This window comes from Microbacterium sp. 1.5R (genome assembly GCF_007667425.1).
In the GTDB taxonomy this organism is placed as follows: Bacteria; Actinomycetota; Actinomycetes; order Actinomycetales; family Microbacteriaceae; genus Microbacterium.
Window position 1 is genome coordinate 591,185 of sequence record NZ_VDRC01000002.1, and the last position, 24,520, is coordinate 615,704.

At 68.3% G+C, this 24,520-nt stretch carries 20 protein-coding genes; 10 read left to right on the plus strand and 10 right to left on the minus strand.

What is annotated here, in order from left to right; genetic code table 11:
- Positions 1-2: 2 nt before the first annotated feature.
- Complete coding sequence (locus FSY98_RS13705; RefSeq protein ID WP_144877203.1) at positions 3-1,403, plus strand: LCP family protein; 1,401 nt, start codon at positions 3-5, stop codon at positions 1,401-1,403.
- Positions 1,404-1,751: 348 nt separating this feature from the next.
- On the opposite strand, the gene FSY98_RS13710 is transcribed toward FSY98_RS13705, so the two are convergent.
- The gene (locus FSY98_RS13710) at positions 1,752-2,324 is read right to left on the minus strand and encodes an LPXTG cell wall anchor domain-containing protein (RefSeq protein WP_144877204.1); all 573 of its coding nucleotides are present in this window, start codon (positions 2,322-2,324) and stop codon (positions 1,752-1,754) included.
- Positions 2,325-2,467: 143 nt separating this feature from the next.
- Positions 2,468-4,234 carry a DUF4012 domain-containing protein gene (locus FSY98_RS13715; RefSeq protein WP_144877205.1) on the minus strand — a complete coding sequence of 589 codons (1,767 nt, stop codon included), beginning with the start codon at positions 4,232-4,234 and terminating at the stop codon, positions 2,468-2,470.
- An 83-nt stretch (positions 4,235-4,317) separates the two neighbouring features.
- Here FSY98_RS13715 and FSY98_RS13720 point away from each other — a divergent pair, with 83 nt between their 5' ends.
- On the plus strand, positions 4,318-5,391 hold the full coding sequence (locus FSY98_RS13720; RefSeq protein WP_144877206.1) for a glycosyltransferase: 1,074 nt from the start codon (positions 4,318-4,320) through the stop codon (positions 5,389-5,391).
- 74 nt (positions 5,392-5,465) lie between these two features.
- Here FSY98_RS13720 and FSY98_RS13725 read toward each other — a convergent pair whose 3' ends face one another.
- Both FSY98_RS13725 and FSY98_RS13730 read right to left on the minus strand, forming a co-directional pair.
- Positions 5,466-6,200: an ABC transporter ATP-binding protein gene (locus FSY98_RS13725; protein ID WP_144877207.1), complete on the minus strand. Its 735-nt coding sequence runs from the start codon at positions 6,198-6,200 to the stop codon at positions 5,466-5,468.
- Entirely contained in the window at positions 6,184-7,053 is an 870-nt protein-coding gene (locus FSY98_RS13730) for an ABC transporter permease (RefSeq protein ID WP_313955880.1), read from the minus strand. Before FSY98_RS13730 ends, FSY98_RS13725 begins: the two co-directional genes overlap by 17 nt.
- Positions 7,054-7,250: 197 nt before the next feature.
- Here FSY98_RS13730 and FSY98_RS13735 point away from each other — a divergent pair, with 197 nt between their 5' ends.
- Both FSY98_RS13735 and FSY98_RS13740 read left to right on the plus strand, forming a co-directional pair.
- Positions 7,251-8,273 (plus strand): glycosyltransferase, encoded by a 1,023-nt coding sequence (locus FSY98_RS13735; RefSeq protein ID WP_186307691.1) that lies wholly within the window; start codon positions 7,251-7,253, stop codon positions 8,271-8,273.
- Between the two features lie 119 nt (positions 8,274-8,392).
- On the plus strand, positions 8,393-10,321 hold the full coding sequence (locus FSY98_RS13740; RefSeq protein WP_222119171.1) for a DUF6541 family protein: 1,929 nt from the start codon (positions 8,393-8,395) through the stop codon (positions 10,319-10,321).
- Between the two features lie 13 nt (positions 10,322-10,334).
- Here FSY98_RS13740 and FSY98_RS13745 read toward each other — a convergent pair whose 3' ends face one another.
- The 3 genes from FSY98_RS13745 to FSY98_RS13755 are packed head-to-tail and all read right to left on the minus strand — an operon-like array spanning position 10,335 to position 13,713.
- Entirely contained in the window at positions 10,335-11,603 is a 1,269-nt protein-coding gene (locus FSY98_RS13745) for a lipopolysaccharide biosynthesis protein (RefSeq protein ID WP_144877210.1), read from the minus strand.
- The gene (locus FSY98_RS13750; protein WP_144877211.1) at positions 11,600-12,523 is read right to left on the minus strand and encodes a glycosyltransferase; all 924 of its coding nucleotides are present in this window, start codon (positions 12,521-12,523) and stop codon (positions 11,600-11,602) included. Before FSY98_RS13750 ends, FSY98_RS13745 begins: the two co-directional genes overlap by 4 nt.
- Complete coding sequence (locus FSY98_RS13755; protein ID WP_186307692.1) at positions 12,520-13,713, minus strand: glycosyltransferase family 4 protein; 1,194 nt, start codon at positions 13,711-13,713, stop codon at positions 12,520-12,522. The genes FSY98_RS13750 and FSY98_RS13755 overlap by 4 nt, the downstream gene beginning before the upstream one ends.
- Before the next feature lie 68 nt (positions 13,714-13,781).
- On the opposite strand from FSY98_RS13755, the gene FSY98_RS13760 reads away from it, so the two are divergent.
- Positions 13,782-14,648 (plus strand): glycosyltransferase, encoded by an 867-nt coding sequence (locus FSY98_RS13760; protein WP_144877213.1) that lies wholly within the window; start codon positions 13,782-13,784, stop codon positions 14,646-14,648.
- Positions 14,645-15,541, plus strand: coding sequence for a glycosyltransferase (locus tag FSY98_RS13765; protein ID WP_222119172.1), 897 nt, complete (start codon positions 14,645-14,647; stop codon positions 15,539-15,541). The genes FSY98_RS13760 and FSY98_RS13765 overlap by 4 nt, the downstream gene beginning before the upstream one ends.
- 44 nt (positions 15,542-15,585) lie before the next feature.
- Here FSY98_RS13765 and FSY98_RS13770 read toward each other — a convergent pair whose 3' ends face one another.
- From FSY98_RS13770 to FSY98_RS13780, 3 genes are all read right to left on the minus strand, one after another.
- Positions 15,586-15,987 carry a DUF2304 domain-containing protein gene (locus FSY98_RS13770; protein WP_144877214.1) on the minus strand — a complete coding sequence of 134 codons (402 nt, stop codon included), beginning with the start codon at positions 15,985-15,987 and terminating at the stop codon, positions 15,586-15,588.
- Entirely contained in the window at positions 15,984-16,727 is a 744-nt protein-coding gene (locus FSY98_RS13775) for a glycosyltransferase family 2 protein (protein WP_144877215.1), read from the minus strand. The genes FSY98_RS13770 and FSY98_RS13775 overlap by 4 nt, the downstream gene beginning before the upstream one ends.
- A 97-nt stretch (positions 16,728-16,824) precedes the next feature.
- Positions 16,825-18,897, minus strand: a complete 2,073-nt coding sequence (locus tag FSY98_RS13780; protein ID WP_144877216.1) for a hypothetical protein — start codon at positions 18,895-18,897, stop codon at positions 16,825-16,827.
- A gap of 103 nt (positions 18,898-19,000) precedes the next feature.
- Between FSY98_RS13780 and rfbA the strand changes: the two genes are divergently transcribed.
- From rfbA to FSY98_RS13800, 4 genes are read left to right on the plus strand one after another with little or no spacing between them, the layout of a single operon-like run.
- Complete coding sequence (gene rfbA, locus FSY98_RS13785) at positions 19,001-19,873, plus strand: glucose-1-phosphate thymidylyltransferase RfbA (RefSeq protein WP_144877217.1); 873 nt, start codon at positions 19,001-19,003, stop codon at positions 19,871-19,873.
- Entirely contained in the window at positions 19,870-20,868 is a 999-nt protein-coding gene (gene rfbB, locus FSY98_RS13790) for a dTDP-glucose 4,6-dehydratase (RefSeq protein WP_144877218.1), read from the plus strand. Before rfbA ends, rfbB begins: the two co-directional genes overlap by 4 nt.
- A gap of 6 nt (positions 20,869-20,874) precedes the next feature.
- Positions 20,875-22,290, plus strand: a complete 1,416-nt coding sequence (gene rfbD / locus FSY98_RS13795) for a dTDP-4-dehydrorhamnose reductase (protein WP_260857410.1) — start codon at positions 20,875-20,877, stop codon at positions 22,288-22,290.
- 38 nt (positions 22,291-22,328) lie between these two features.
- On the plus strand, positions 22,329-24,413 hold the full coding sequence (locus FSY98_RS13800) for an acyltransferase family protein (protein ID WP_260857556.1): 2,085 nt from the start codon (positions 22,329-22,331) through the stop codon (positions 24,411-24,413).
- Positions 24,414-24,520: the final 107 nt, after the last annotated feature.

The window sequence follows — 24,520 nt, forward strand, 5'->3', positions numbered from 1 at the left end:
CGATGCGGCATCCCGATACCGCGGACGCCGGTGTGATGATCAAGCGCGGGTGGTGGGTCGTTCTGCTGAACGCGCTGATCCCCGGCTCCGCGCAGGTCGTCGCCGGCAGTCGCAGGCTCGGACGCTTCGGTCTCGGCGCGACGCTGCTGTCGTGGGTCCTGGTGATCGTGGCTGCGGGTCTCGCCCTGTTCGCGCGCCCCGTCTTCCTCTGGCTCACCGTCGGCGGAGGGTGGATCTCCGCAGTGGTCCTCACGATCGTCCAGGTGCTGCTCATCGGCTACGTCGTGCTGTGGATCGTGCTGACCTTCGATGCGCTGCGCATCGTGCGACTCGTCCGGATCCCTGGGCCGTCGAAGTTCGCGATCCCGCTCGTCGCCCTGCTGATCCTCGGGCTCGTCGGCAGCTCGGCCGGCTACGCCTCGACCGTGGTGGGATCCGCGCGGAACACCATCTCTACGATCTTCGGCCAGAGCGGACCCAGCCTCCCTCCGAGTGACGGCTACTACAACATCCTGTTGCTCGGCGCGGACAGCGGCGACGGCCGTGACTCGATGCGATTCGACAGCATCTCCGTGGTGTCGGTGAACGCCGACACCGGGGCCGTCACGATCACGGGTATCCCTCGTGAGCTCCCGAACGCGCCGTTCAGCGAGGGCAGCCCGATGCAGGCGCTCTACCCGAACGGCTTCGAGGGGCACAGCTCGAACACGTGCGGCTGGAACGGCTGGATGAACCACGTGCGCAATGCCGCAGAGATCTGTCGCGAGGACGGCGGCACGAGCCTGTACCCCGATGCGGCCGCGCACGGCTCGGACCCCGGCATCGAGGCGACGAAGGATGCCGCCGAGGGCGTGCTCGGGATCGAGATCCCGTACTACGTGTTCGTCGACATGCACGGCTTCGCCGCCCTCGTCGACGCGCTCGGAGGTGTGGACATCAACGTCACCGAGCGGCTGCCGAAGGGCGGGCCGCCGGAGGGCGTGAACCCGCACGACGTCGACGCCTGGGCGATCGGCTGGATCGAGCCGGGCCAGCAGCACATGGACGGCGACACCGCTCAGTGGTACGCCCGTTCGCGGTACACGACGAGTGACTGGGACCGCATGAAGCGTCAGCGCGAGCTGCAGGAGGCGATCCTCGCCCAGTTCACACCGCAGACGGTGTTGACGAGGTTCAACGAGGTCGCCGCAGCGGGCACGGCGCTGATCGACACCGACCTTCCGCAGGACAAGCTGCCGGAGTTCTTCGATCTGATGACCAAGGCCAAGGAGCAGACGGTCACGACGATCGAGCTCACACCGGACAACGGCATCGACGAGCACTCGCCGAATTACGCCTACATCCACGAGGTGATGCAGCAGGCGCTGCACCCGCCGACGCCCACGCCCACGCCGACTCCCTGAGCAGCGGGCGGGTCCGAGCGGACTGCGCTCTCGGCTGACCGGCCTGCGGACCGGGCACCTCTATACGCCGGTGGCGGCGTCCTCGCGTGGACGAGCCGCTCGCCTGGATAACGCTCGCGTGGACACGCCGCTCGCCCGGACAACGCCCGCGCGGACAAACGACTGAGCCCACGGTTCTCTCTCAGAGGATTGAGAGAGAACCGTGGGCCCTCCGGCCGAAGACCGGACTCGCCAGACGACGGTGATCGGAGGGGGAGGGATCACCGTCGTCCAGTCGACCCCCGCAGAGCGGGAATCGGATCGCGCCACGCGTGCGTCGAGATGCTACGCGTGCGTGCGTCTGCGCCGTCAGGCGTTCCTGCGCCGGACGATTCCGGTGGCCACCAGCGCGCCGCCACCGATGAGGGCTGCCGCGCCTGCGCCGATCAGCCACGGCGACACGCTGCCGCCGGTGAGGGCCAGCTCGGTGCCGTTGCCGGTGAGCGCGAGCTCGGTACCGGCGGCTACGGGATCGTGGTGGCAGCTCGAGCCCGCGACGGCTCCGCCCGACACCGTGACGCGCGTCGTGTAGGACGCAGCATCCTGGGCGCGGTCGAAGGTGATCGCGTAGGTGCCCTCGGCGCCTGCCGGCGGGCGGAACGAGACCACGAGGCTCCCATCGGCCGCCGCCGTGTTCCCGGAGACAGCCGCATCGGCGGCGTTCTGACCGGACACGGACACGCCGAGGACTTCGGACGGCTGGTAGTAGCCGGCGCCGAAGGCGATGGTGGAGGCGCCGCACGATTCGATGACGGGATTGTCGACCGATACGCGAGGTGTGTTCGCGTACGAGTCGGAGTCGTCCGCGGCAGACGCCATCGACGGCGCCAAAAGCACGAGTGCGCCAGCGGTCAGGCCGATGGCAGCCAGTTTCTTCAGCATGATTCTCCCCAGAAATTCACGCGGAATCGCATCCGGACACACCCCTGCATCCAGCTGCGTGGGCCCACCCTGTCCCCACGACAGGTTTGTTGAACCCAGATATTCCCCAGTGCACAAGAGACTACATCATGGCCTGACGAAAGTCACTCACCGCAGCGAAGATCTTCCCGTGACACGTCGGGGTTCCGGACCATCGGCGTGTGCTGGACCTCTGTGCGGCGATTGCCCGCCCCCGAGCCCTGGAAGTCGACGGTGACCGTCGCGGATTCACCGGGCCCGAGGAGGACCTCCTGTTGCACGACGGGGCGGGTGTCGAGCAGCGCCGTCTGCACGTTGTCCTCTGCACCGCCCCCATCGCGGTCGACTCGAGACGGCGTCGCGTCCTCCGGCCCGTAGATCGCGATCAGCGTGCGCACGGCACCCGGCTGCACCCCGAAGGCTCCTGCGGCCGTCACGTACGGCGGCAGGCCGGTTGCGGCATCCGCTGGGGCGTCGTTCGTCCAGGTGACCTGCACGCGCGTCGTCGGCTGACCGTCGCAGGTTCCGATCGCGGTGGTGATGACGGCGTCCGTGTAGTAGTCCATCTTCCCGCCCGTGGTGTCGTTGAAGAGCACGCCGACATGGCTGGTCTCGCCGTCCACAGGCAGTGCGCCACCGAGAGCGGTGCCGGCGAGGAGCTCCTCCTCCTCGGGGTGAGAGCTCCAGATCCGGATGCGGCTCTCCTCGGCTGACGTCGCGAGCGCGGCGACGAGGGACTTCGGGTCGCCCCCGGAGAGCGCTGCGCTGAAGAGCGCGCCGGCGGCCTGGGCGAAGATCTCGTCCTGTGCCGCCGGATCGGGCACCTGCGCGTAGATCTGGGACAGGAGGAGGTCGACGACGTCGTCCTCCGTCGCCGTGAACGGTCCGAAAGTCAGAGGGCCGGTGGCGGCCAGGAGGTGCTCCATCACGACGGCGTCGACGGCGATGACCCCGTCCACGGGCGTTCCGAATCGCTGCTGCCACCGCGTCGCCACGAGCGGGCCGGCCTCGGTGAAGTCAGGGATGCTCGTGATGTTCTGCAGGTAGCGTCCTGGGCGGTCCTCGAACAGCGCCACCGTGGATTCGCTGAGCGGCAGCGACTCGTCGAGCGGAGGGAACTCCCTCGTCGATGCCTGCTGGACCAGGGTGATCTGACCGTTCTCCGCGTGCAGGAGGGCGATGGCTCCGACGATGCCGCCGTCCGAGCGCAACTCCGCGTTGTTCTGCATGGCGAGGACGTAGTTGCGGGGGCCGTCGGCACCGAGCATGCTCGGCAGCAGCACGGCGGCACCGTGGAGCGAGCCGACGACCGTGGCCGCCTGGGTGACCGCGCCTCGCATCTCGCGGACGGCGTCGGCCAGCGGAGGAAGGGTGGCGTCGGCGTCGATGCGGAGCGCGCGGTCCTCCGCGGCACTCAGCGTGGCGGAGGCCTCGGCCAGCGGGGGCTCGATCTCGGCGAAGGGCGTGAGGTCGATGCTCCCTCCTGAGAGACCCAGACTCGCGAGGTCGAGCCGGCCGGCCACGTCCAGCACCGGCACGAGCGCGTCGGAGGCGACATCGTCGGCGATCGCCGCGACGTCGCTCACAGCCGTGAAGTTGGGTCCGATCCAGGGCAGGATGCCGAAGGCGTGCCACACCGGATCGGCGGTGAGCCCGTGCGCCGACTGCGCGTGGTGAGCGATGCGGTCGGAGAGTCGCGACGCCTTCTCGAGGTCTCCCTCCGCGATCGCCGACTTCAGCTGCGACGACGACGTCGAGACCTCTTGCAGATCGTTGACCGCGCCGATGCCGCGTACGGTCACCCAGCCGATCGCGAGCACGAGGAGGGTCAGGGCGACGCCGATGGTCCACTGCAACCACCGGCGACGTGCGGGAAGGCGTCCGTCACTCACCCCTGCATTCAAGCATGAGCCGCAGATCGCCGTCGCCAGGCCGAGGTCCCAGGAATCGGCGGCGCCGCGATTACTCTGAGTTCATGGGTGCTCGGCTGCGTATTGTCCTCGATCAGCTGGTGCACGTCGTCGACGCGGACCAGGCGTGGGCGGCACTGGATCTCACCGCCGGCCTGGTCGCGACCGCGCCGACGGGCTGCGATGTCGAGGCGATCGTCCCCGCCGGGGGAGAGGCGACGGTACCGGGCGTCGCGGAGACGCGCCGCCTCTCGCTGGCTCGACGCGAACTGGCCGGCTCATGGCAGCTCGGCCTCGTGCCGGGGGTCGGGGGCGGGCTCATCCACTCCGCGTCCCTCATGGCACCGCTCGTCCGCCACGACCGGGTGCACCAGAACGATCAGACCACCGTGACCGTATGGGATCTCCGCGCGTGGGAAGCCCCCGACACCCTCCCGAGGTCGGTCGTCGGCTGGCAGCGGGCCATGCTCAGACGCGCAGCGAAGCATGCGGATGCCGTCGTGGTGCCGACCCACTCGATCGGCGCGCGCCTCTCGGAACTCGTCAAGCTCGGCGACCGCATCCGAGTCATACCGGGCGCCGCGCCCCATGCGTTCGGCGTCCCCTCCGACGCCGGAGAGCGGCGGAGGGACCTGTCCGTGCGGGAAGGGTACGTCGCGCTCACCGGGTCACCGGCGTCGCTGACGGAAGGATTCCGCGCAGCGATCGCGGCGGGGGCCGAGGCCGTCGTGCTCGACGCCCCTGAGGGCTCGGAACCGGCCGTCGTCGAGATCGGAGCAGCAGCGGGCCTCGCTGAGTCTCGCATCCATGTGCGGGGTCCTCTCGAGCGGGACGACCGTGCCGCACTCCTCGCCGGAGCCGCGGTCCTCGTGGCCACGGAGAACGTGTCGGCCTGGCCGTGGCGTGTGCTCGAGGCGATGACGCTCGGCGTCCCCGTCGTCGCCGTCAGCAGCGACAGCCACAGCGATGTGATCGTCGACGGAGGGGTGCTCGCGACGGTCGGTGACCTCGCCGACGCCGCGGCCGACGCCGCAGGCGGCGGGGCCCGTCGACTGAGCGTGCTCGCCGCCGACAGGGCGCGTGCGTTCTCGTGGCAGGGCGCCGGGGAGCGCGTATGGGGGCTGCACGCGGATCTCTGAGCACGCGGTCCGACGGCAGAGCGTCGAAGAGCGTCCGGGTTCTGCGGCGCACCCTCGCGCCGCCCCCAGGGCGATCAGGAGCGCATGAGCTCGACGGCGCTCTTGCTCGGACCGTCGAAACGAACTTTGCCGCCCTCGAGCAGGATGCCCCGCTCGCAGAGATCGGACACCATGTTCAGGTCGTGGCTCACGACCACCAGCGTCTTGCCCTGCGCGTGCAGCTCCCTCACCCGGGCGAGGCACTTCCGCTGGAACGGCTCGTCGCCGACCGACAGGATCTCGTCGATGAGCAGCACATCCACGTGCGTGTGGATGGCGACGGAGAACGCGAGGCGCAGGAACATGCCCGAGGAGTAGTGCTTCACCTCGGTGTCGATGAACTTCTCGATCTCGCTGAACTCGACGATCGAGTCGAACTGCTCCTTGGTCTCCTGCTTCGACATGCCGAGGATCGCGGCGTTGAGGTAGACGTTCTCCCTTCCCGACAGGTCGGGGTGGAACCCTGCGCCGACCTCGATGAGACCGGCGACCCGACCACGTGTGAGGACTCGACCCTCATCGGGGCGCAGCACCCCGGAGATCAGCTTGAGCATCGTCGATTTGCCGGAGCCGTTGAAGCCGAGCAGAGCGACGGCCTCGCCCTCCCCGATGTCGAAGGAGACGCCGTCCAGCGCTTGGAAGTCGGACGTGAGCGGCTTGCGCCGCATCGCAGCGACGAAGGTCTCCTTGATGGAGTGGGTGTGGCGGAGCTTGAAGTGCTTGTGAACGTCCTCGATGCGGATGCGGGACGTGTCAGAGATCCTGGGCAAAGCGACCCTCCAGGCGGCGGAAGACGAGCTCGCCGACGATCAAGAAGACGATGGAAACCGTGAGGGCGATGAGCGCGTGCACCCACAGAGAGGGGAGGGGCTGCGCGTCCGCCGGGTCGAGAGCGTGCCAGATCCCGTAATGGAAGAGCTCCACTGCACCGGTGATCGGGTTCAGGGCGTACAGCTGGAAGAGCCAGTCGGGCACCTTGCTCGCGACCATCTGCCACTGGTACATGACGGGCGATGCCCACACCGACACCATGACGATGATCTCGACGAAGCTCTGGGCGTCGCGGAACGTCACGTTGATGGCGCCGAAGAGCATGCCGAGGCCCGTCGCGAGCAGCGCGATGATGACGAGTCCGAACAGCACCGCCGCGACGCCCACCACCGACGGCACCCACCCGAAGAACAGGGCGATCACGATCACGACGATGATCTGGGGCACCGTGTTCACCGCCGCGACCATGGTGCTCGCGACGGGGAACATCTGACGGGGGAAGTAGATCTTCTTGATCAGCGCGGCGTTCTCGACCAAAGACTTGGTCGCGTTCGAGAACGACTCGTTGAAGAAGGTGACGGCCGTGATCCCGGAGAGCAGGTACAGCGGGTAGTACTCGATGCTGTCGTTGAGCCGCAGGAAGACCCCGAGCGCGAAGAAGAACACCAGGAACTGGATGAGCGGTTTGACGTAGGACCAGAGCCAGCCGAGGACGGAGCCCCGGTACCGGATCCCGACCTCTTTGCGGATGATCAGGCTCAGCAGATACCTGCGGCGGAAGACGTCGAACAGCCCGGTACTCGCCCCTGGCTGGACCATCCGCTCATCGACGGGGACGGATGCATGCGACACCGTCTCTCACCTCCTCAGGCGGCCGGTTCGGGCGGAACGCCTCACCAATCATAGATTCATCGCGTCGGCGTTCAGCACAGGTGTCACCGGGGTGTCGGCCGCCACTCGACCGCCACTCGACCGCGGTCCGAGCGAGTCCGAGTGCCGGCGGTAGGCTCTCTAGGACCACATTCGACGACAGCAGGGAAGATTCGGCAATGACTCCGCAGGGCGGCTGGATCGTGCTCGCCGCATACCGACCGGACCCCGAACTGTTCGCCCGGCAGCTGCGAAGCATCCAGGATCAGACGCTCACGGAGTGGACCTGCGTGATCTCGGTCGACGGCGAGGCGGATGTCGTGCACCGTGTGCTCGAGGAGACCCTGGGTGGCGACGTACGTTTCCGGGTGGTGAGCGACGGCACCCGACGAGGGTTCTACCTCAACTTCGAGCGCGGACTCCTGGAGGTGCCTGATGATGCCGACTGGGTGGCGCTGAGCGACCAGGACGACTACTGGTACCCCGACAAGCTCGCCGCACTCACCGCCCGGCTGGACGAGGCGCCGCTCGCATCCGGTCAGGCGCGTCTCGTACGGCATCCCTCCGGCGAGGTCACCGGCGTGACCGATCGTGCTTTCCATGGCGGCGCACAACTCGTCCTGGCCAACCAGGTCACAGGTTCGCTGTGCGTGTTCCGGGGTGAGATCCTCGCGACAGCCCTGCCGTTCCCGCGCGTACCGACCCGGGTCGAGACGCACGATCATTGGCTGGCAGTGGTCGCGGCGACGTACGGCGAACTGGCGATCGTCGAAGACGTCGTCCAGGACTACGTTCAGCACGGGGCGAACGTCTACGGCGACCCCTCTCAGCAACGCGCGATGGGCCTCGCCGAGACCATGCGGGTGACTCTGGCGAAGACACGTCGTTATGAGGGGAGCGCATCGCCGCTCGCCGTCCTGAGGATGATGTTCCTCGTGCAGGTGGGATGGCGTCAGGTGATCGTGGAGGTGCTGGAAGGGCGCGGACGCCCGGTGCCCCCCGACATCGCGGCCTCCTTCGGTCGTCGCCGTCGTCTGGTCCCGATGCGGCGTGTGCAGCGTGCTGCGGAGGAGAACGGGACCATGGTGCGGCGATCCTCCGTCGAGTACCTCATCGGGTGGGCCGCAGGCGCGCTCACCGGGGGGAGACGCCGCGCCCATTCGCTGGCCGTCGCCGCGCTGGCGGACCGTCCGTCACGCTGACTCCGAGGAGCACCCCGCGTCCGTAATAGGATCGGTCGGGCGCCGCCGTTGCCGATGCAGCCACGCGCCCAGTCCCGAGACACCCGCACCAGGAGCCCCGCACACGTATGACGATCTGGATGGAACTGCTGCTCGCCCTCGGAACGCTCGGCGTGCTCCTGTTCGTTCCCGGTTACATCATCGCCCGCGCGCTCGGGCTTCGGGGCCTGTGGTCCGTCGCCGTCTCGGGACCGGCCTCCGTGACGGCAGTCGTCTCAGCGTCGATCGTCGCGCCGCTGCTGGGGATGACGTGGGGCGTTCTTCCGGTCGCTGTCGTGACGGCGGCGATCGTGATCCTCGTAGTGGGGTTGCGAATGCTGCTGTGGCGGGCGACGCCGCCTCACGATCCTGGCGACAGTCTGCGTCCATGGGCACGGGCCGCCGTGGTCGCGGCCCCGCTGGTGATCGTCGTGCAGGTGCTGCTCATGATCGGTTCCCCCGATCACATCTCGCAGACCTTCGACAACATCTTCCATCTCAACGCGGTGCGATACATCCTCGAAACAGGCAACGCGTCCTCGTTCTGGGTGTCGTCGTTGACCAGCTCTGAAGCCGGCGTCCCGCCGAGCTTCTACCCCGCGGGATGGCATGCGTTCTCCGCTCTCCTCGTGGATGTGAGCGGCGTCTCGATCCCCGTCGCGTCGAACGCGCTGCTCATCGGCTTCGCGGCCTTCACATGGACGACCGGCATCGTGGTGCTGACCCGTGAACTGTCGGGCGGGCGGACCTCCACCATGGTCGGCGCGGCGGCCGCAGCCACATGCTTCCCCGCCTTCCCGATCCTGCTCGCCGATTACGGCGTCCTGTTCCCGTACATGATGGCGCTGAGCTTCGTGCCGGCGACGCTGGCTCTTCTCGTGCGGGCGGTGATGCGCGACCACACCGACGCCAGAGCGCGCGTTCCGTGGCTGGTCGCTCTGGTCGGACTACTGCCGGGAATGGCTGTCAGCCACCCGGGCGGCCTCGTCGTCCTCCTCGCAATGGGAGCCGTCGTCTTCGCCGCAGCCTTGGTGCGGCGCGCTCGGCGTCATGGAGGAAGACCGCCGGGCGGACTATGGGCGTGGATGGGGCTCGCCGGGTATCTCGTCATCGCGGGCTGCCTGTGGTTCTTCCTTCGCCCCTCCGCAGACGCACGCACGTGGACGCCGGAGCTGACCGTGGGTCAGGCGATAGGCGAGGTGCTGACGGCGTCTGTGAACCGTGCGCCGATCAATCTGGGCATGGCCGTGCTCATCGTGCTCGGCATCGTGGCGGCGTTCCGCACGCGCACAGCTCGTGGAGGACTGACGCTCGGGCTGTTCGCGCTCGCGGCGGGTCTCTACATCACAGCGGCCGGTGTTCCGTACCTCCTGCTCCGCGATGTGCTGGTCGGGGCGTGGTACAACAACATCCCTCGCCTCGCTGCGATCATGCCGCTCGTCTGGGTCCCGCTCGCGGCGCTGGGTTTCACCGCCGCGTGGGATGCGCTTCGCGCCCGGCGCCTCCGCGGCGGCCGTCGAATGGTGGCGACGCTGGGGCTCGCCGCGCTCGTGCTCGCTGTCTTCCCGCTGCCGCAGGCCATGAGCATGCGTCATGCCATCCGGGACGCGCGGGCGAACTACGCGGTCTCGGAAGACGCGCCGCTGTTGACCACCGACGAGTGGGCACTGCTCGAGCGCATCGACGAGTACGTCCCGGAGGACGCGGTGATCGTCGGCAGCCCGTGGACCGGCACCGCTCTCGCGTACGCGCTGGCCGACCGCGAGGTGCTGTTCCCACACACCCTGATGTACGTCTCGCAGGACATGCAGGAGATCCTCGACAGCCTCGACACCGCTGAGCCGGGTTCCGAGGTGTGTGATCTGCTCACCGATCGCCGGGCCGACTTCGTGCTCGACTTCGGGCGGCAGGAGGTGAACGGCGGTCGGCATGTGTATCGAGGGCTCGACCGCCTCGCGCGCTCCGACGCCGTGGAGCTCGTCGACAGCGAAGGCGACGCGCGGCTCTACCGCGTGACCGCCTGCGGCTGACCGGGGGAGCGGTTCACGGCCGAGCGGACGCGAGGCCGCGCAGGGCGACCCGCGAGCGGTAGACGGCCAGCCCGATCGACGTCAGAGCGAGTGCGGTCAAGGCCCCCGGGACTCCGACGAGCAGGGTTCCCGCGAGCACGCCGACCAAGGCCGCGGCCGTGGCGACTCCGGCGGACAGTGCGAGCTCTCGAGAGCGCCCGATGGTCACGAGCACTGCCAACCCCGTGACCTGACTGATGGCCTCCCCCGCGAAGCCGAGCCCCATGATGGCGGCGATCAGCAGGGGGATGGCGATGGCACCCTGCGAGAGCAGAGGCGAGACCCAGGGTGCACACGTGATCATGCCGATCGCGCCGATCGCTCCGATTCCGCAGGCGACGAGCATCGCGGTGCGGCCGCGCGACGGGATGTGCTCGGGTCCCGCCTCGGGCACCCAGCTCTGGATCGCCTGCAGCACCGGGGCGAGCACGAGTCCGGCGTAGCGCGAGAGCCTGTCTGCGAGCACGAAGAGAGGCAGCGCAGCGGCGGGCACGATCACCTGGACGATCACGACCGGGAGCGTGGTCAGCAGGCTGGTGGTGAAGGTCGCTGTGAATCCGGGCAGCTGGTCTCGCATCAGAGCCTGCAACGGTTGCGACCGATCCAGAGTCCAGCGCCCGTCCTTGCTGCGCGTGGCCACGAAGAGGCAGGCTGCCACGAGTCCGAGGACTGCTAGCGAGGCGGTGCATGACGCGTAGACCAGCATGGACGGGATCATCAGGACCCCCACGAGGGCCGCGGCTTGGCCGAGGATGGCGGGGAGCGCGTCGAAGAGGAAGAGAGCCACCGGCCGGTTCGTCCCGATGAAGTACCATCCGGCGCCGGCGGCGGGGGCGACGGCTGTCACGGCGATCAGCGCCGCGACGAGCGGGTCGATGCCGACGATGAGAGAGGCGGCGATCGTGCCCAGAGCGAGAACGGGCACGACGATGAGAAGTCGCGCGGCGAGGGACGTGGCGAAGAACGTCTTGCGTTCGGCTGCAGGGAGGCTCGCGACGGTGCTGGGCCCGGTGGCACCCCACCCGAAGCCGACGATGACGGCGAGGAACTGCGCGATCGCCTGGAGCACTGCCAGTCGTGCCCAGGTCGTGTCGCCCAGCTGGCCGATGAGGACGGGGATGGACGCGACGCCGACGAGCGTCGACAGGATGATCGAGAGCGAGAAGAGGGCCGACCGTCGGACCAGCTCGTGACCGATCGCCCGACGTGCGCCTCCTCGGCGCGACGGGCGGTCCGCGCTCACCGCGTCTCCCTGCCGAGTCTGCGGAGACGCGCCTGAAGGCCATCGGTGATGCGTCCGCCGATCCCCGCACGGCCGTCGCGGATGCCGCGCGCGAGCGCGACCAGCTGCGCCCTGCGGTCTCCGGCGACGAGGAGTCCGCCGAGGATCATGGTCGTGAGCAGCCGGGTTCGACGCCGGGTCCAGGCGGGGCGCTCGCGGCCGTACTCTCGGGCGATGATCACCGAGTTCCTGACCATGTAATAGGTGCGGAACGGCGCGTGGTAGAGCAGATGGCGGGCGCGTCCGCCGAGGACCAGCTGCCGTCCGAAGATCGTGAGTGGTACCAGCGTGCCCAGCTCGTGCCCGATGTCGGTGTCGGGTATGAGCACGTAGCGATAGCCCTCGCGCCACGCCCGGAGGGTGTACTCGCTGTCGACGGCATCGATGAAAAGCGTCTCGTCGAACGGGCCCACGCGGTCGAACACGTCGAGCTGGACCACCTGACCGGCCTGAATGGGGTCGAACGGTCGACCGACGGAATCGAGGATCACCCCGGTGCCCCCGGCGGACGCCGGCGCAGCACCGATCGTCCGCTCTCCGCGTGCGGCCGCTTCAGCGAGGACGGCGAGAGCGCGCCCGACGTAGCCCTCGGGGATCCACGAATCCTGATCGAGGGTCAGCACGTGCGTCGCGCCCCGATCGCGCGCAACGCTGATGCCGACGTTCAACGCGTGCGCGATTCCGCCGTTCTCGGGGAGTTCGACGACGTCGACGAGAGGACCGGCGATGCCGAGGGGAGCGGTCGATGCGGTGCCGTCATCCACCAGGACCACCGCGGAGACCTGAGTGAGGAGCGCACGAACCCGTTCGGGCAGCTCGTCCGGTGCTCGGAAGGTGGGGATCACCGCGACGACGGTGGATCCTCCCGGGTGCGGCGTCATCGTGGTCCCTCGCTGATCAGCTCGTTGTAGATGCCGGAGATCCGGCGTCGGAAGGCAGGTAGGCCGTATTCCGTGACGGCCCAGTCCCGGATGGAACCCGCGAGCTCGGGGCGGGGGTTCCGGATGGCTTCGATCACCGCCGTCGCGAACTCTTCGGGATCCTCGGTGATGTGGCTGATCGCTCCCTCGCGTTCGATGCCCTCGGCGCCGACGGGCGTCGCGACCACCGGAATTCCGCGCAGGAGCGCGTCGATCGTCTTGAATTTCACGCCCGCGCCGTTGTGCAGGGGGACGACGATCACATCGGCAAGGTTCAGATGGGGATCCATCGACTCGACGAAGCCCGTGATCTCCACCGCCTCGTGCTCCATCGCCAGGCGCTGCAGAGCGGCGCTGGGATTCGCGCCCACTACGGTGAACCGTGCTGAGGGAACAACCTCGCGCACCCTACTCCAGACTCGTTCCAGGAACCAACGCGCAGCGGCATCGTTGTCCGGCCTGCCCATGGCTCCGCTGAACACCACGAGCGGAGAGGAATCGTCGCGCGGAGTTCGCGTCGGCGCCGGCGGCACAGGGAAGCCGGGGCGGACGACCTCCGCCCTGGCTGTCGGGGCCAGTGACCGGACGAGACGAGCGTCTTTCTCGCTGAACACGATGACGCGATCGGCGGATTCGAAGGTGCGCCGCTCGCGGCGGGCGCTCAGCCATGCGGCAGCGCGGTACGCGGCGCGGCGCAGCGGATCGGGCGCGGTCGAGGCGGCACGTGACCACCTCTGGGTGATGACATCATGTGCGATGACGATCGTGCGCGAATGGGGCGAGACACCTCGCACCGACGGCAGCAGACTGCCCATCTCCGACCACTGGAACTCGATGACGGCGGCCCCTGCGAGGAGTTCGCATGCTCGGCTGCTGCGTCGAAGGGCGCGAGAGAACCACCGATGCGCCGCACTCCCGCGGATCAGCGAACCGATGTCCGCGAGGATCTTGAACCGGTCGTGCGACATGGGCCCCGATCCGAAGAGCAGGAGAACGGGCCAGGCGGGGGAGCGAGTGACGGCCTCGCGGTTGAGTGCTGTGGCTGGTGCGATCAGGGTGACGTCGAAGTCGGTCGCTAGCGCGCGATAGTGCTGAAGGGCGTACTCGCCGCCCGCGTGTGCGATACCGGAGTATGGGACGTATTTCGTCACGCTGACGACGGGGGGACGAGCTCCGTCTGCAGGCGGGGTGGATCGCATATGAGCTAGCCTAGGCCTCGATGTCCGAGATGAACGACGCCGCCTCATCGGCCGGCCGTTACGCCGCTGTGATCATCGCCTACCATCGACCGGACCTGCTGACCGCGGTTCTCGACCGCCTCGACGAGCAGACCCGACGGCCCGACCTGGTGATCGTCGTGGACAACGGGGGCGACATCGCCGAGTCATCGCTCACCGGACTCGCGCTCGCGCCGGTGTTGATCCGTCGCGCGGACAACCCGGGCTATGGGGCTGCTGTCAACACCGCCGCCGCGTATGCACGCGAAGCCGGGATCCAGAATCTCCTCGTCCTGACGCACGACGCTGTCTTCAGCCCGACGCTGGCGGAGGCGTTGGTCGGCGCGCTCGATGCGGATCCCGATGCCGGGTGCGTCGCGCCGACGCTGCGGTGGGTCTCGCGACCGGAGCGCGTCTTCTCCTCGGGTGGTGTCCTCACCCGCGGCGGGCGGGCCTACCATCGCATCGACGAGATCGCCGGCCCGCGCGCGGTCCACTGGGTCGACGGCGCGATCGCTCTCTTCCGCCTTCGTGCCCTCGAGGGGATCGGCGGCATCGACGAGAGGTACTTCCTGTACTTCGAAGACGTCGACACCGGCTGGTCGTTGGCACGAGCAGGGTGGCGCACTCTCGTCGTCCCGGAAAGCGCTCAGCAGGAGCCCGGGGCTCACCCGCTGCGCCTCGGCATCCGGAACATGGTGCTCTTCGCCCGGAAGGCGGGACTTCCTGCAGGACCGGTGGCACTTGCCGTGATGCGCCGCGTCGGGGAGGAGCTCATCGTCGCTGTCCGTCGCGATCGGAGGCTCCCCGTCTTCAGCGTCATCCGCGGCATAGCTGACGGCGTGGCGGGCCGGCGGGGGAAGCCGTGAGCGAAGGCGTGCGGATCGACATCGTCCTTCCGTACTACAGCCCGTGGGAGCAAGCCAGCGCGGCCATCACGTCCGTTCTCGCCCAGACCTACAGCCAGTGGCGGCTCGTGGTCGTCGACGACGCGTATCCCGGCGAGGGGGTGGCGGGCCGCATCGCAGCTCTGGGCGACCCGCGCATCGAATACATCCGACATGCCCAGAACATCGGGCTCGCTCGTAACTTCAGTTACTGCCTCTCGGTCGTGGAGGCAGACCATCTGGTCATGCTTGGCGATGACGATGTCATGCACCCGACTTACCTCGCCAGCGTCGCGGAGCGCATCGTGGCTCACCCGGACGCGGACATCATTCAGCCCGGCGTGCGAGTGATCGACGGCGAAGGACGACCTGTGCGCCCTCTCGGGGACCGCATCAAGGCCGTGCTCCGACCTCGCGGCGGCACCGGAGGGGTACTGATCCGCGGCGAGCAGATGGCGGAGAGCCTCATGCGCGCCGACTGGGCGTACTTCCCGTCACTCGTCTGGCGCACTGCGACGGCGCGCCGGCATGGGTTCCGCGAGGAATACGCGATCGCGCTCGACTACGGCCTTCTTCTCGACATAGCCCTCGAGGACGGCTCGATGCTCGTGTACGACGATGTGGTTTTCGACTACCGACGCCATCGGTCCTCGGTGTCGTCCGCGACGGCCGCGTCCGGCGTCCGGTTCGCACAAGAGCGGGATTTCGCCCTGGCCTTCTCCGCGCGAATGGCGGAGCGCGGATGGGATCGCGCAGCGCGGATCGGGCGGCGGCGCATCATCCCGAGGCTGCACGCGTTCTCGGAGCTGCTCGGGGCCCTCGTCGCACGGGACTCCACCCGCGCCCGCGCGCTGGTCTCGCACATCGTGCACTGACACCGCCGACGCGCGGTGCGATCGTGTTCCGCGTGCGCAGCCGGTCAGGCGATGTCTGCGTCGCCGCGCGCCGAGTCGTGTTGGTCGGCATGTTCCAGACGGTCGAGTCGCTGCGCGAGTCGATCGAGCTCAGTGCGGGCGAGCGCTGCCTCCTCGGCGACGCGACGCATCTCATCCTCAGTGTGCGAGAGCTCCCAGGACAGGTGCAGTGACACTCCGAGGAGGAGGACGATCGCCAGAGCGAAGAGGAGGTTCGCCGGCACCTGCACGCCAAGGAGCCCCGTCGCCCAGATGAGCAGTCCCGGCATGCATCCGAGGACCAGGACGCAGATCGCGATGACGATCCACATCACGGCGTATTTCTCTCGGATGCGGCGGGCGAGCAGCATCCAGAAGACGACGACGAGGATGATGACGGCCATCGCGATTCCGGCGGCGACGATCATGACTGCTCCGATCGGGCGACGGCCTGAGCTCGACGCGGGCCGCGAAGAAGGGCGAGGGCGAGAGCGAAGACGGAGCGCAGAAGGTACACGGTGGCACCGACCGGGCCCTGGCTGGGAGTGCCGTGCACACGGGCGCGCATGGCGACGGGCACCTGGGTGACGACGAGGCCCGCGTGGCAGGCAGCGACGAGCGAGTCGATCGTGTCTCCGAGGTACTCCGCGGGGTAGTACGCGATGTACTGACGCAACGCTCGGTGGTTGGCCGCGCGGAAGCCGCTCGTGACGTCGGTGAGCCGGGCTCCCGCGACACGCGACAGCGTGCGCGCAAGAAAGAGCATGGCCCATTTCCGTGGGCCGCGAACGGAGTAATCGCCGACGTCGGCGAAGCGGGCGCCGATGGAGATGTCCGCGTGCTCCAGCCCCGCGAGGACACGTGCGATGTCAGCAGGATTGTGCTGACCGTCGGCGTCCACTTGTATCACCCGGTCGTATCCGTGCCGGTGCGCGTAGGTGAATCCCGTGCGCATCGCGCCGCCGACCCCGAGATTGAAAGGGAGCGAGATCACCGTCGCGCCTGCGGCGCGCGCGACCTCGGCGGTGTCGTCCCCGGAACCGTCATCGACCACCACGACGTCGTACGCGGGACTCGCCTGCCGGATCTCCGCGACGGTGTGTGCGACGTTTCGGGCCTCATTCCACGCGGGCACGATGACCAGCACTCGATTAGCCAGGGTCGTCATAGTTCGTCCAGTCTACCCGGGGCGACCTGCAGCTCCCGGATGCCACGACGGTCTGCGCTGATGCTCGGAGCGACCGCAGGTGCCACCGACCGGATGCTCAGGATCCGAAGGTGAAGCTCCCGCGGAAGCTCTCGGGGAGAGTCTGGATCGGCGGAACCGCACCGCCCCCGAGCCGCAGGAGCGTCGCCCAGTCCTGGACATGCTGGAGGACCTTGCCCGTGTAGCGATAGACCTCGCCGCGTCCCGCGAAACTCACGAATGACCCCTCCGCGAGGTACGGAGCACCCTTCGCGTACGCGGCGATCGTCGCGTTGGACCAGGTCGCTGTGTAGGGCGACTTCCCGCCGCTGATCTCGAGGAGCCGCTGCTGCGACTGCACGTGGCGGATGGTGCCCTTCTCCAGTGAGTAGATGGGGTCAGACGACGCCGATTTGACGAACACGGGGTCGGGGAGAGTCTTGCCCGTCCGCGGCAGCACAGCGCACACCGAAGCCGGGAGCGTCGGTCCGGCGCCGGTCTTCGCAGCGCTTGCGAGCGCGCTCACCTTGCCGCCGTCGACGACGTACGCCTTCGCGCCGCAGGTGAAGAGCGGGGCCAAGGCCGACGAGCGGTCGTAGCCGGCGAATGTGCCGTTCGCGACCGGCTGGTACGCGGTGATCCCGGCGTCCGCGCTGAGCTCCCAGCTGGGGATGTGCGTGAGCTCGGAACCGTTTCCGACGATGAAGACCTCGTCGCGCGACTTCTCCTTGACGAGGGTGCCGGGTGCGAGGAGCGCGCGGCCGACCGGGGGGAACGCCGCGTTGCCGGCGGGGAAGACCGCGACATAGTCCTTGGCCTTCGCCCGCTCCAGCTGCCAGGCGAGCTGGTTGGCGATGTGGCGACGCTGACCGTTCTCCCACTTGAAGTAGTCGCCGGAGTCCTCGGACCGGAAATAGTCTCCGACCGGCCGCCCGGTGGGGTACGCGTCGAGGATCAGCGGCGAGAGAGGCGTGTAGTCCTCCGTGCTCATGCCGTATCGGGTGATCAAGGCCGTGGTCTGGAAGTGGTGCTTGGTGCCATCCGGCTGGAACAGGTAGACCGCACCGTTCCTGGCGTCTCGCACGAGCCGGATGAAGCGATTCCCCGTGGGAAGAGAGGCGACGTAGTTCGGCGACACGGTCAACACGGATCCGACACGCACGGTCAACACGCTGAGGTCCGCCGCGTTCGTCACGTAGTGCTTCGTGCCTGCAGAGACGAGGAACACCTCGCCCGTGGTGGAGGACCTGATCAGGTTCGACGAAGGTCCCTGGGTGCTGCCGAACCAGTCGGAGAAGATGCGGAAGAAGTTCCGGTTGCCGTGCGCCGAGCAGGAGTCACCGAGCCCGTACTGGTCGTTGAGAGCTGCGCGGTTCGGCTGGTACGGTGTGTAGTAGTAGAGCGCGGCGGTCGCGGTGTTCTCCACGAACACCGGCGCGCTGCCGCAGCTCACCGAGGGGTTGTAGCGGATGTTCCACGTCTTGCCCGGAGCGTAGTAGGTGAACCACTTGCCCTCGGCGTAGATCTTCATCTGACGGGCAGCGCCGTAGACCTGGTAGAAGAAGCCGGCGTACGCGGGGTCGCAGCCTGCGGTGTCGGGGCATCCCTGGCCCATCGCCGCGGTGAATCTGCCGGGCGCGGGGTATGCGTAGGTGACGAGGCTCTGCTCCTTCTCGAGCATCGTCAACAGCACCTGCGGGTTGATGCCGCAGGACTGGGCGACCTTGGCGATGATCAGGGACGCCAGCTCGCTGCGGCCGGCGGAGTAGCCGTTGCAGTATGCGTCGGCCGCCTTGTTCGGCGTGTGCTGGGAGTAGGTCTTGAGGCACGCGTACGACGAGCGGCACACGCTCACCTTGGAGTCGAGGAACGCCTGGATCTGACCCGAGTTCATCGTGCTCCGGTCGAAGAACACGGCGTCGGAGATGATGTTCCCGGGGCGGAACTGCGACATGTCGGCCGCCTTGCGGATCGACGAGTCCACGGACGGTGATCCGGAGGCGCTCTGCACCGCCGCGCCGACGCCGGAGGTCGCAACGGATGCCGTGGTCGACGCGCTGACGGGTGTCGCGACGAGGAGCGCCGCAGCGACGACGATCGCTGCTGCACTTGCGATCAGGCCGCGCAAAGGTGGGGTGGGGTAGGCGGTCACTCGCTCATTGTGGCGGAAATATACTCCCGATGCCAGTGTTAACGATGTGACGCAAGTAATAGGCGTTGCTCGGGCGCACAGCGGGGTGTGGCACGATATGGGGGTGAAAGGCATCATTCTCGCGGGCGGATCCGGCACTCGACTGCACCCCATCACCCTGGGCGTCTCCAAGCAGCTGATACCCGTTTACGACAAGCCCATGGTCTACTACCCGCTCTCGACGCTCATGCTCGCGGGTATTCGCGACATCCTCGTCATCACGACGCCGCACGATGCGGCGCACTTCGAGAGGCTGCTCGGCGACGGGTCGCAGTTCGGGATCAACCTCACGTTCGCCCAGCAGCCGTCGCCGGACGGACTCGCGCAGGCCTTCACCATCGGCGCCGATTTCATCGGCGACGACAGCGTCGCGCTCGTGCTGGGAGACAACCTGCTCTACGGGCCCGGTCTCGGCAACCGTCTGCAGCGCTTCGGCGACATCTCCGGCGGAGCGATCTTCGCGTACTGGGTGGCCGAGCCCGAGGCCTACGGCGTCGTGGAGTTCGACGCCGAGGGCACCGCGGTCTCGCTGGAGGAGAAGCCCGCGCAGCCGAAGAGCAACTACGCCGTGCCCGGCCTCTACTTCTACGACAACGACGTCGTCGAGATCGCCAGGAACCTCGAGCCCTCCGCGCGCGGCGAGTACGAGATCACGGACATCAACCGCGCGTACCTCGAGCGCGGTGCCCTGCAGGTCGAGGTGCTGCCTCGCGGTACGGCGTGGCTCGACACGGGGACGTTCGATCAGATGACGGATGCTGCGGAGTACGTCCGCACCATGGAGCGTCGCACCTCGCTCAAGATCGGCGTCCCTGAAGAGGTCGCCTGGCGCCAGGGGTTCCTCTCGGACAAGGAGCTGCAGGAGCGGGCGACCACGCTCGTGAAGAGCGGCTACGGCGCCTATCTGCTCGATCTGCTGAAGAGAGGAAACGCATGACCCGCCTGCTCGTGACAGGAGGGGCCGGCTTCATCGGTTCCAACTTCGTGCACTATGTCGTCGAGAACACCGAGTACGACGTGACGGTGCTCGACGCACTGACCTACGCGGGCAACCGGGAGTCCCTCGCGGGTCTGCCCGAGTCGCGGGTGCGGCTGGTGGAGGGCGACATCACCGACGCGGAGCTCGTCGACGGACTGACCGCCGAGGCCGACGCCGTGGTGCACTATGCGGCCGAGTCGCACAACGACAACTCGCTGCACAGCCCTCGTCCGTTCCTCGACACGAACATCATCGGGACCTACACACTGCTGGAGGCCGCGCGGAAGCACCGCACCCGCTTCCACCACATCTCCACCGACGAGGTCTACGGCGACCTCGAGCTCGACGACCCGGAGCGGTTCACCGAGCAGACGCCGTACAACCCCTCCTCGCCGTACTCGTCGACCAAGGCCGGCAGCGACCTGCTCGTCCGCGCCTGGGGGCGATCTTTCGGCGTCGAGGCGACCATCTCGAACTGCTCGAACAACTACGGGCCCTATCAGCACGTCGAGAAGTTCATCCCCCGGCAGATCACGAACGTGATCCGCGGCATCCGTCCCAAGCTCTACGGAGCGGGGGAGAACGTGCGCGACTGGATCCACGCCAACGATCACTCCTCCGCCGTGCTGACAATCCTGGAGAAGGGCCGCATCGGCGAGACGTACCTCATCGGCGCCGACGGGGAACGCAACAACAAGGAGGTCGTCGAGCTGATCCTCCAGGAGATGGGACAGCCTCGCGACGCCTACGACCACGTGACGGATCGAGCCGGCCACGACCTGCGGTACGCCATCGATTCCACCAAGCTCCGCACGGAGCTCGGCTGGACCCCGCAGTTCGCCGACTTCGAGTCCGGCCTCGCCGCGACGATCGCCTGGTACCGCGACAACGAGTCGTGGTGGGCGCCCTCGAAGGACCGCACGGAGGCCTTCTACGCCTCGAAGGGGCAGTGACGGCACGTGAGTGAGATCGAATTCGGCAAGAAGCTGACGGTCACGGAGACACCGATTCCCGGGTTGGTCGTCTTCGATCTGCCTGTGCACGGAGATTCCCGCGGGTGGTTCAAGGAGAACTGGCAGCGCGAGAAGATGACCGCCGCCGGCCTGCCGGATTTCGGTCCCGTGCAGAACAACATCTCCTTCAACGACGCGATCGGCACGACACGCGGCATCCATGCGGAACCGTGGGACAAGTGGGTGTCGGTCGCCACCGGGCGGATCTTCGGCGCATGGGTCGACCTGCGCGAGGGGCCGAGCTTCGGGCAGGCGTTCACCATCGAGGTCGATCCCTCCCGTGCCGTGTTCGTGCCGCGAGGAGTGGGCAACGCCTACCAGACCCTGGAGGCCGACACCGCCTACACGTACCTCGTCAATGACCACTGGTCGCCCGACGCCTCGTACTCCTTCCTCAATCTCGCCGACGAGACCGCGGCGATCGCATGGCCGATTCCCCTGGCTGAGGTGGAGATCTCCGCAAAGGACCTCGCGCACCCCCGTCTCGCCGACGTGGCCCACATCGCCGCGAAGAAGATCCTCGTCGTCGGTGCCGGTGGTCAGCTCGGGAGCGCACTCCGTGCGGAACTCGGCGACGACGCGGCGGTGGAGTGGACGACGCGCGCGGAGTTCGACCTCGCCGACCCCGCCGTCGCAGGGGCTCGTCGATGGCGCGACTACGCGGCCATCGTGAACGCCGCCGCCTACACGGCGGTCGACCTCGCGGAGACGCCCGACGGCCGTCGTGACGCCTGGGCCGCCAACAGCGAGGGCCCGGCGCGGCTTGCGAAGATCGCCTCCGAATACGGGATCACGCTCGTGCACGTGTCGAGTGACTACGTCTTCGACGGCACGGAGGAGAGGCCGTACCGCGAGGACGACCGGCTGTGCCCGCTCGGCGTGTACGGGCAGACGAAGGCCGCGGGCGATATGGCCGTGGCGACGGCGCCTCGTCATTACATCCTGCGCACGTCGTGGGTCATCGGCGAGGGCAAGAACTTCGTCCGGACCATGGCCTCTCTCGCCGAGCGCGGCATCGACCCATCGGTCGTGAACGACCAGCGCGGTCGGCTGACCTTCGCATCGGAGATCGCGCGGGCGATCTCTCACCTGCTCGACTCCGGAGCGCCGTACGGCACGTACAACGTCACGGGCTCAGGAGCACCGCGGACGTGGGCCGAGATCGCGGCCGACATCTTCGAGATCTCGGGCGCCGAGCGCTCCCGGGTATCCGGCGTGAGCACGGCCGAGTACTTCGCCTCGGCGAACGGTCCGATCGCGCCGCGACCGTCGAACAGTGTGCTCGACCTGTCGAAGCTCGAGGCGACCGGGTTCGTCCCGGCCGACGCCGACGAGCAGCTGCGGGAGTACCTGCGGCGGTGACCTCGACTGCGGCTCCGCCCGCGGTCTCCCGCGCATCGGTGCGCACCCGGGGTTTCCGCACGGACATCCAAGCCCTCCGCGCCGTGGCGATCGTACTCGTCGTGGTGAATCACCTCTGGCCGGATCGGCTTCCGGGCGGCTACGTCGGCGTCGACGTGTTCTTCGTCATCTCCGGATTCCTCATCACCGGCCACCTGCTGTCGGAGGTCGATCGCACCGGCCGGATCCGTCTCGCGGCGTTCTACGCGCGGCGGATCCGCCGGCTCCTCCCGGCCGCGCTGCTCGTGATCGTCGTCACGCTCGTCGGAGTCTGGTTGCTGCTGCCGTTCACCAGGTGGGGCGACAACGCCCTGCAGTCGATCGCGAGTGTGTTCTACGTCGAGAACTGGGCCCTAGCGGCGCTGTCGGTCGACTACTCGGCTCACAATGCCGCATCGAGCGCGGTGCAGCACTTCTGGTCGCTCTCCGTCGAAGAGCAGTTCTACCTGGTCTGGCCGCTGCTCATCCTGGTGACCGTCTCGATCGCGGTAGCCGGACGCGCTCCTGTCCGAAGGGCCGTGCTCGCCGTGATCGCCGGGGTGGCCGTCCTGTCCTTCGTGGCGGCCGTCGCCTACACCGCCGCCTCGCCCGCGCAGGCCTACTTCGTGACGTTCACCCGCGCATGGCAGTTCGCCGTCGGCGCGGCGATCGCCATGCTGCCGGCAGCCGTGCTCGGCCGATTGAACGCCGTCACCGCGGCGTCGATCTCGGCTCTGGGGTTCATCGGCATCGCCGTGGCTGCGGTCCTGTTCGGTTCGCACACGCCGTACCCGGGGGCGGCCGCAGCTCTCCCCGTGCTGGCCACGGCGGCCGTGCTCATCGCCGGAACCGGGCGGCGTGCTCCTGTGCTGCTGATCTCCACCGTCACGGACTCCCGCCCCGTGCAGTGGCTGGGCGACATCTCGTACTCGCTGTACCTCTGGCACTGGCCGCTCATCGTGCTGGCTCCCTTCGTGATCGACGCTCCGCTCTCGTGGTGGTCGCGCCTGAGCGTGCTCGCTGTCGCACTCGTCCTCGCCGCCGCGACTCGCCGACTCGTCGAGATCCCCGCGCAGCGCATGCTGTGGTGGCGGTCGCCGCGGCGTGCCTATGCGGGGGCCGCTGCGATGATGGCCGTGGCCGGGCTCGTCGCGCTTCTCCTGCTGGCCGCGTCGTCGTGGCGGTCGTCTGATGCCGCGGCCGATGAAGGCCGACCGACGACGTGCTCCGGCCTCGGCTCCGCCGGTGGACAGGATGCGTGCGATCCGACCGAACCGGTGGCGGATCCCGTCGTCACGCAGGATGATGCGTACTTCGGACTCGCCCCGCAATGCGGCGACCTGCTCCCGCTGCTCGAATTCGACGGCCGGGGCACGACGCGCGAATGCGACTTCTCCGCCGGGGCGGATGCGCCGCGGGTGTGGCTCGTCGGCGACTCGCACGCCGAACAGTGGCAGGCTGCGATCTTCCCGATCGCTGCCGAGCAGGGCTGGCGGCTCACGATCAGCTCCTTCCCCGGCTGCCCCCCTGCCGAGGTCGCCTTCGTCGGCTTCGACGCGTTGTGGGGTCCGGTCGACTTCGAGCGCTGTCGGCAGTGGGCGTCGTCTCTGAGCGACGAGCTCGTCGAAGAGGCCCCCGACCTCGTCATCACGTCGATGGCGGCCCGCCAGCAGCTCGTCGACGACGGCAGCGGTCGCCCGCACGACGAGCAGTTCGTCGAGGGCCTCCGCGAGACGTGGCAGCGGTGGACGGATGCCGGGATCGCCGTGGTGCCCGTTCTCGACACGCCGCTGAACGCCGACGTGCGAGACCAGGACTGTCTCATCCTGAACGCCGGCACCCCCCAGGACTGCGCCGTACCGCGCGATGTCGCGATGCCGTCGGATCCGGTGGCGCTCGCGGCATCCGGCATGAAGAGCGGAGTGTGGCCCGCCGACATGTCGCGCTTCCTCTGCGACGACTCGCTCTGCTTCGCCGCCGTCGAGGGCGAGCCGGTCTACTTCGACGCCGATCATCTGAGCAGCGCCTTCGCGGCATCCCTGAGCCGACAGTTCCAGGATGTCGTCGATGACGCCCTGGCGAGCGGGGCACAGCGCTCGCCGTGAACGGGGCGCAGCGCTCGTCGTGAGCTGAGCGGAGCGCTCGCCGTGAACGGAGCGTGCAGAATCCTGGGATAACGTGGAGACGACTCCTCCGACCGCCCGAACGGCGA

Excerpts from the sequence above, each read along its gene's own strand:
- FSY98_RS13750 (WP_144877211.1), bottom strand. The coding sequence starts at position 12,523 with ATGACGCCGCACCCGGGAGGATCCACCGTCGTCGCGGTGATCCCCACC.
- FSY98_RS13740 (WP_222119171.1), top strand. The coding sequence starts at position 8,393 with ATGGAACTGCTGCTCGCCCTCGGAACGCTCGGCGTGCTCCTGTTCGTT.
- FSY98_RS13770 (WP_144877214.1), bottom strand. The coding sequence starts at position 15,987 with ATGATCGTCGCCGCCGGAATCGCGATGGCCGTCATCATCCTCGTCGTC.
- FSY98_RS13735 (WP_186307691.1), top strand. The coding sequence starts at position 7,251 with ATGACTCCGCAGGGCGGCTGGATCGTGCTCGCCGCATACCGACCGGAC.
- FSY98_RS13705 (WP_144877203.1), top strand. The coding sequence starts at position 3 with ATGCGGCATCCCGATACCGCGGACGCCGGTGTGATGATCAAGCGCGGG.
- FSY98_RS13760 (WP_144877213.1), top strand. The coding sequence starts at position 13,782 with ATGTCCGAGATGAACGACGCCGCCTCATCGGCCGGCCGTTACGCCGCT.
- FSY98_RS13720 (WP_144877206.1), top strand. The coding sequence starts at position 4,318 with ATGGGTGCTCGGCTGCGTATTGTCCTCGATCAGCTGGTGCACGTCGTC.
- FSY98_RS13775 (WP_144877215.1), bottom strand. The coding sequence starts at position 16,727 with ATGACGACCCTGGCTAATCGAGTGCTGGTCATCGTGCCCGCGTGGAAT.
- FSY98_RS13710 (WP_144877204.1), bottom strand. The coding sequence starts at position 2,324 with ATGCTGAAGAAACTGGCTGCCATCGGCCTGACCGCTGGCGCACTCGTG.
- rfbB (WP_144877218.1), top strand. The coding sequence starts at position 19,870 with ATGACCCGCCTGCTCGTGACAGGAGGGGCCGGCTTCATCGGTTCCAAC.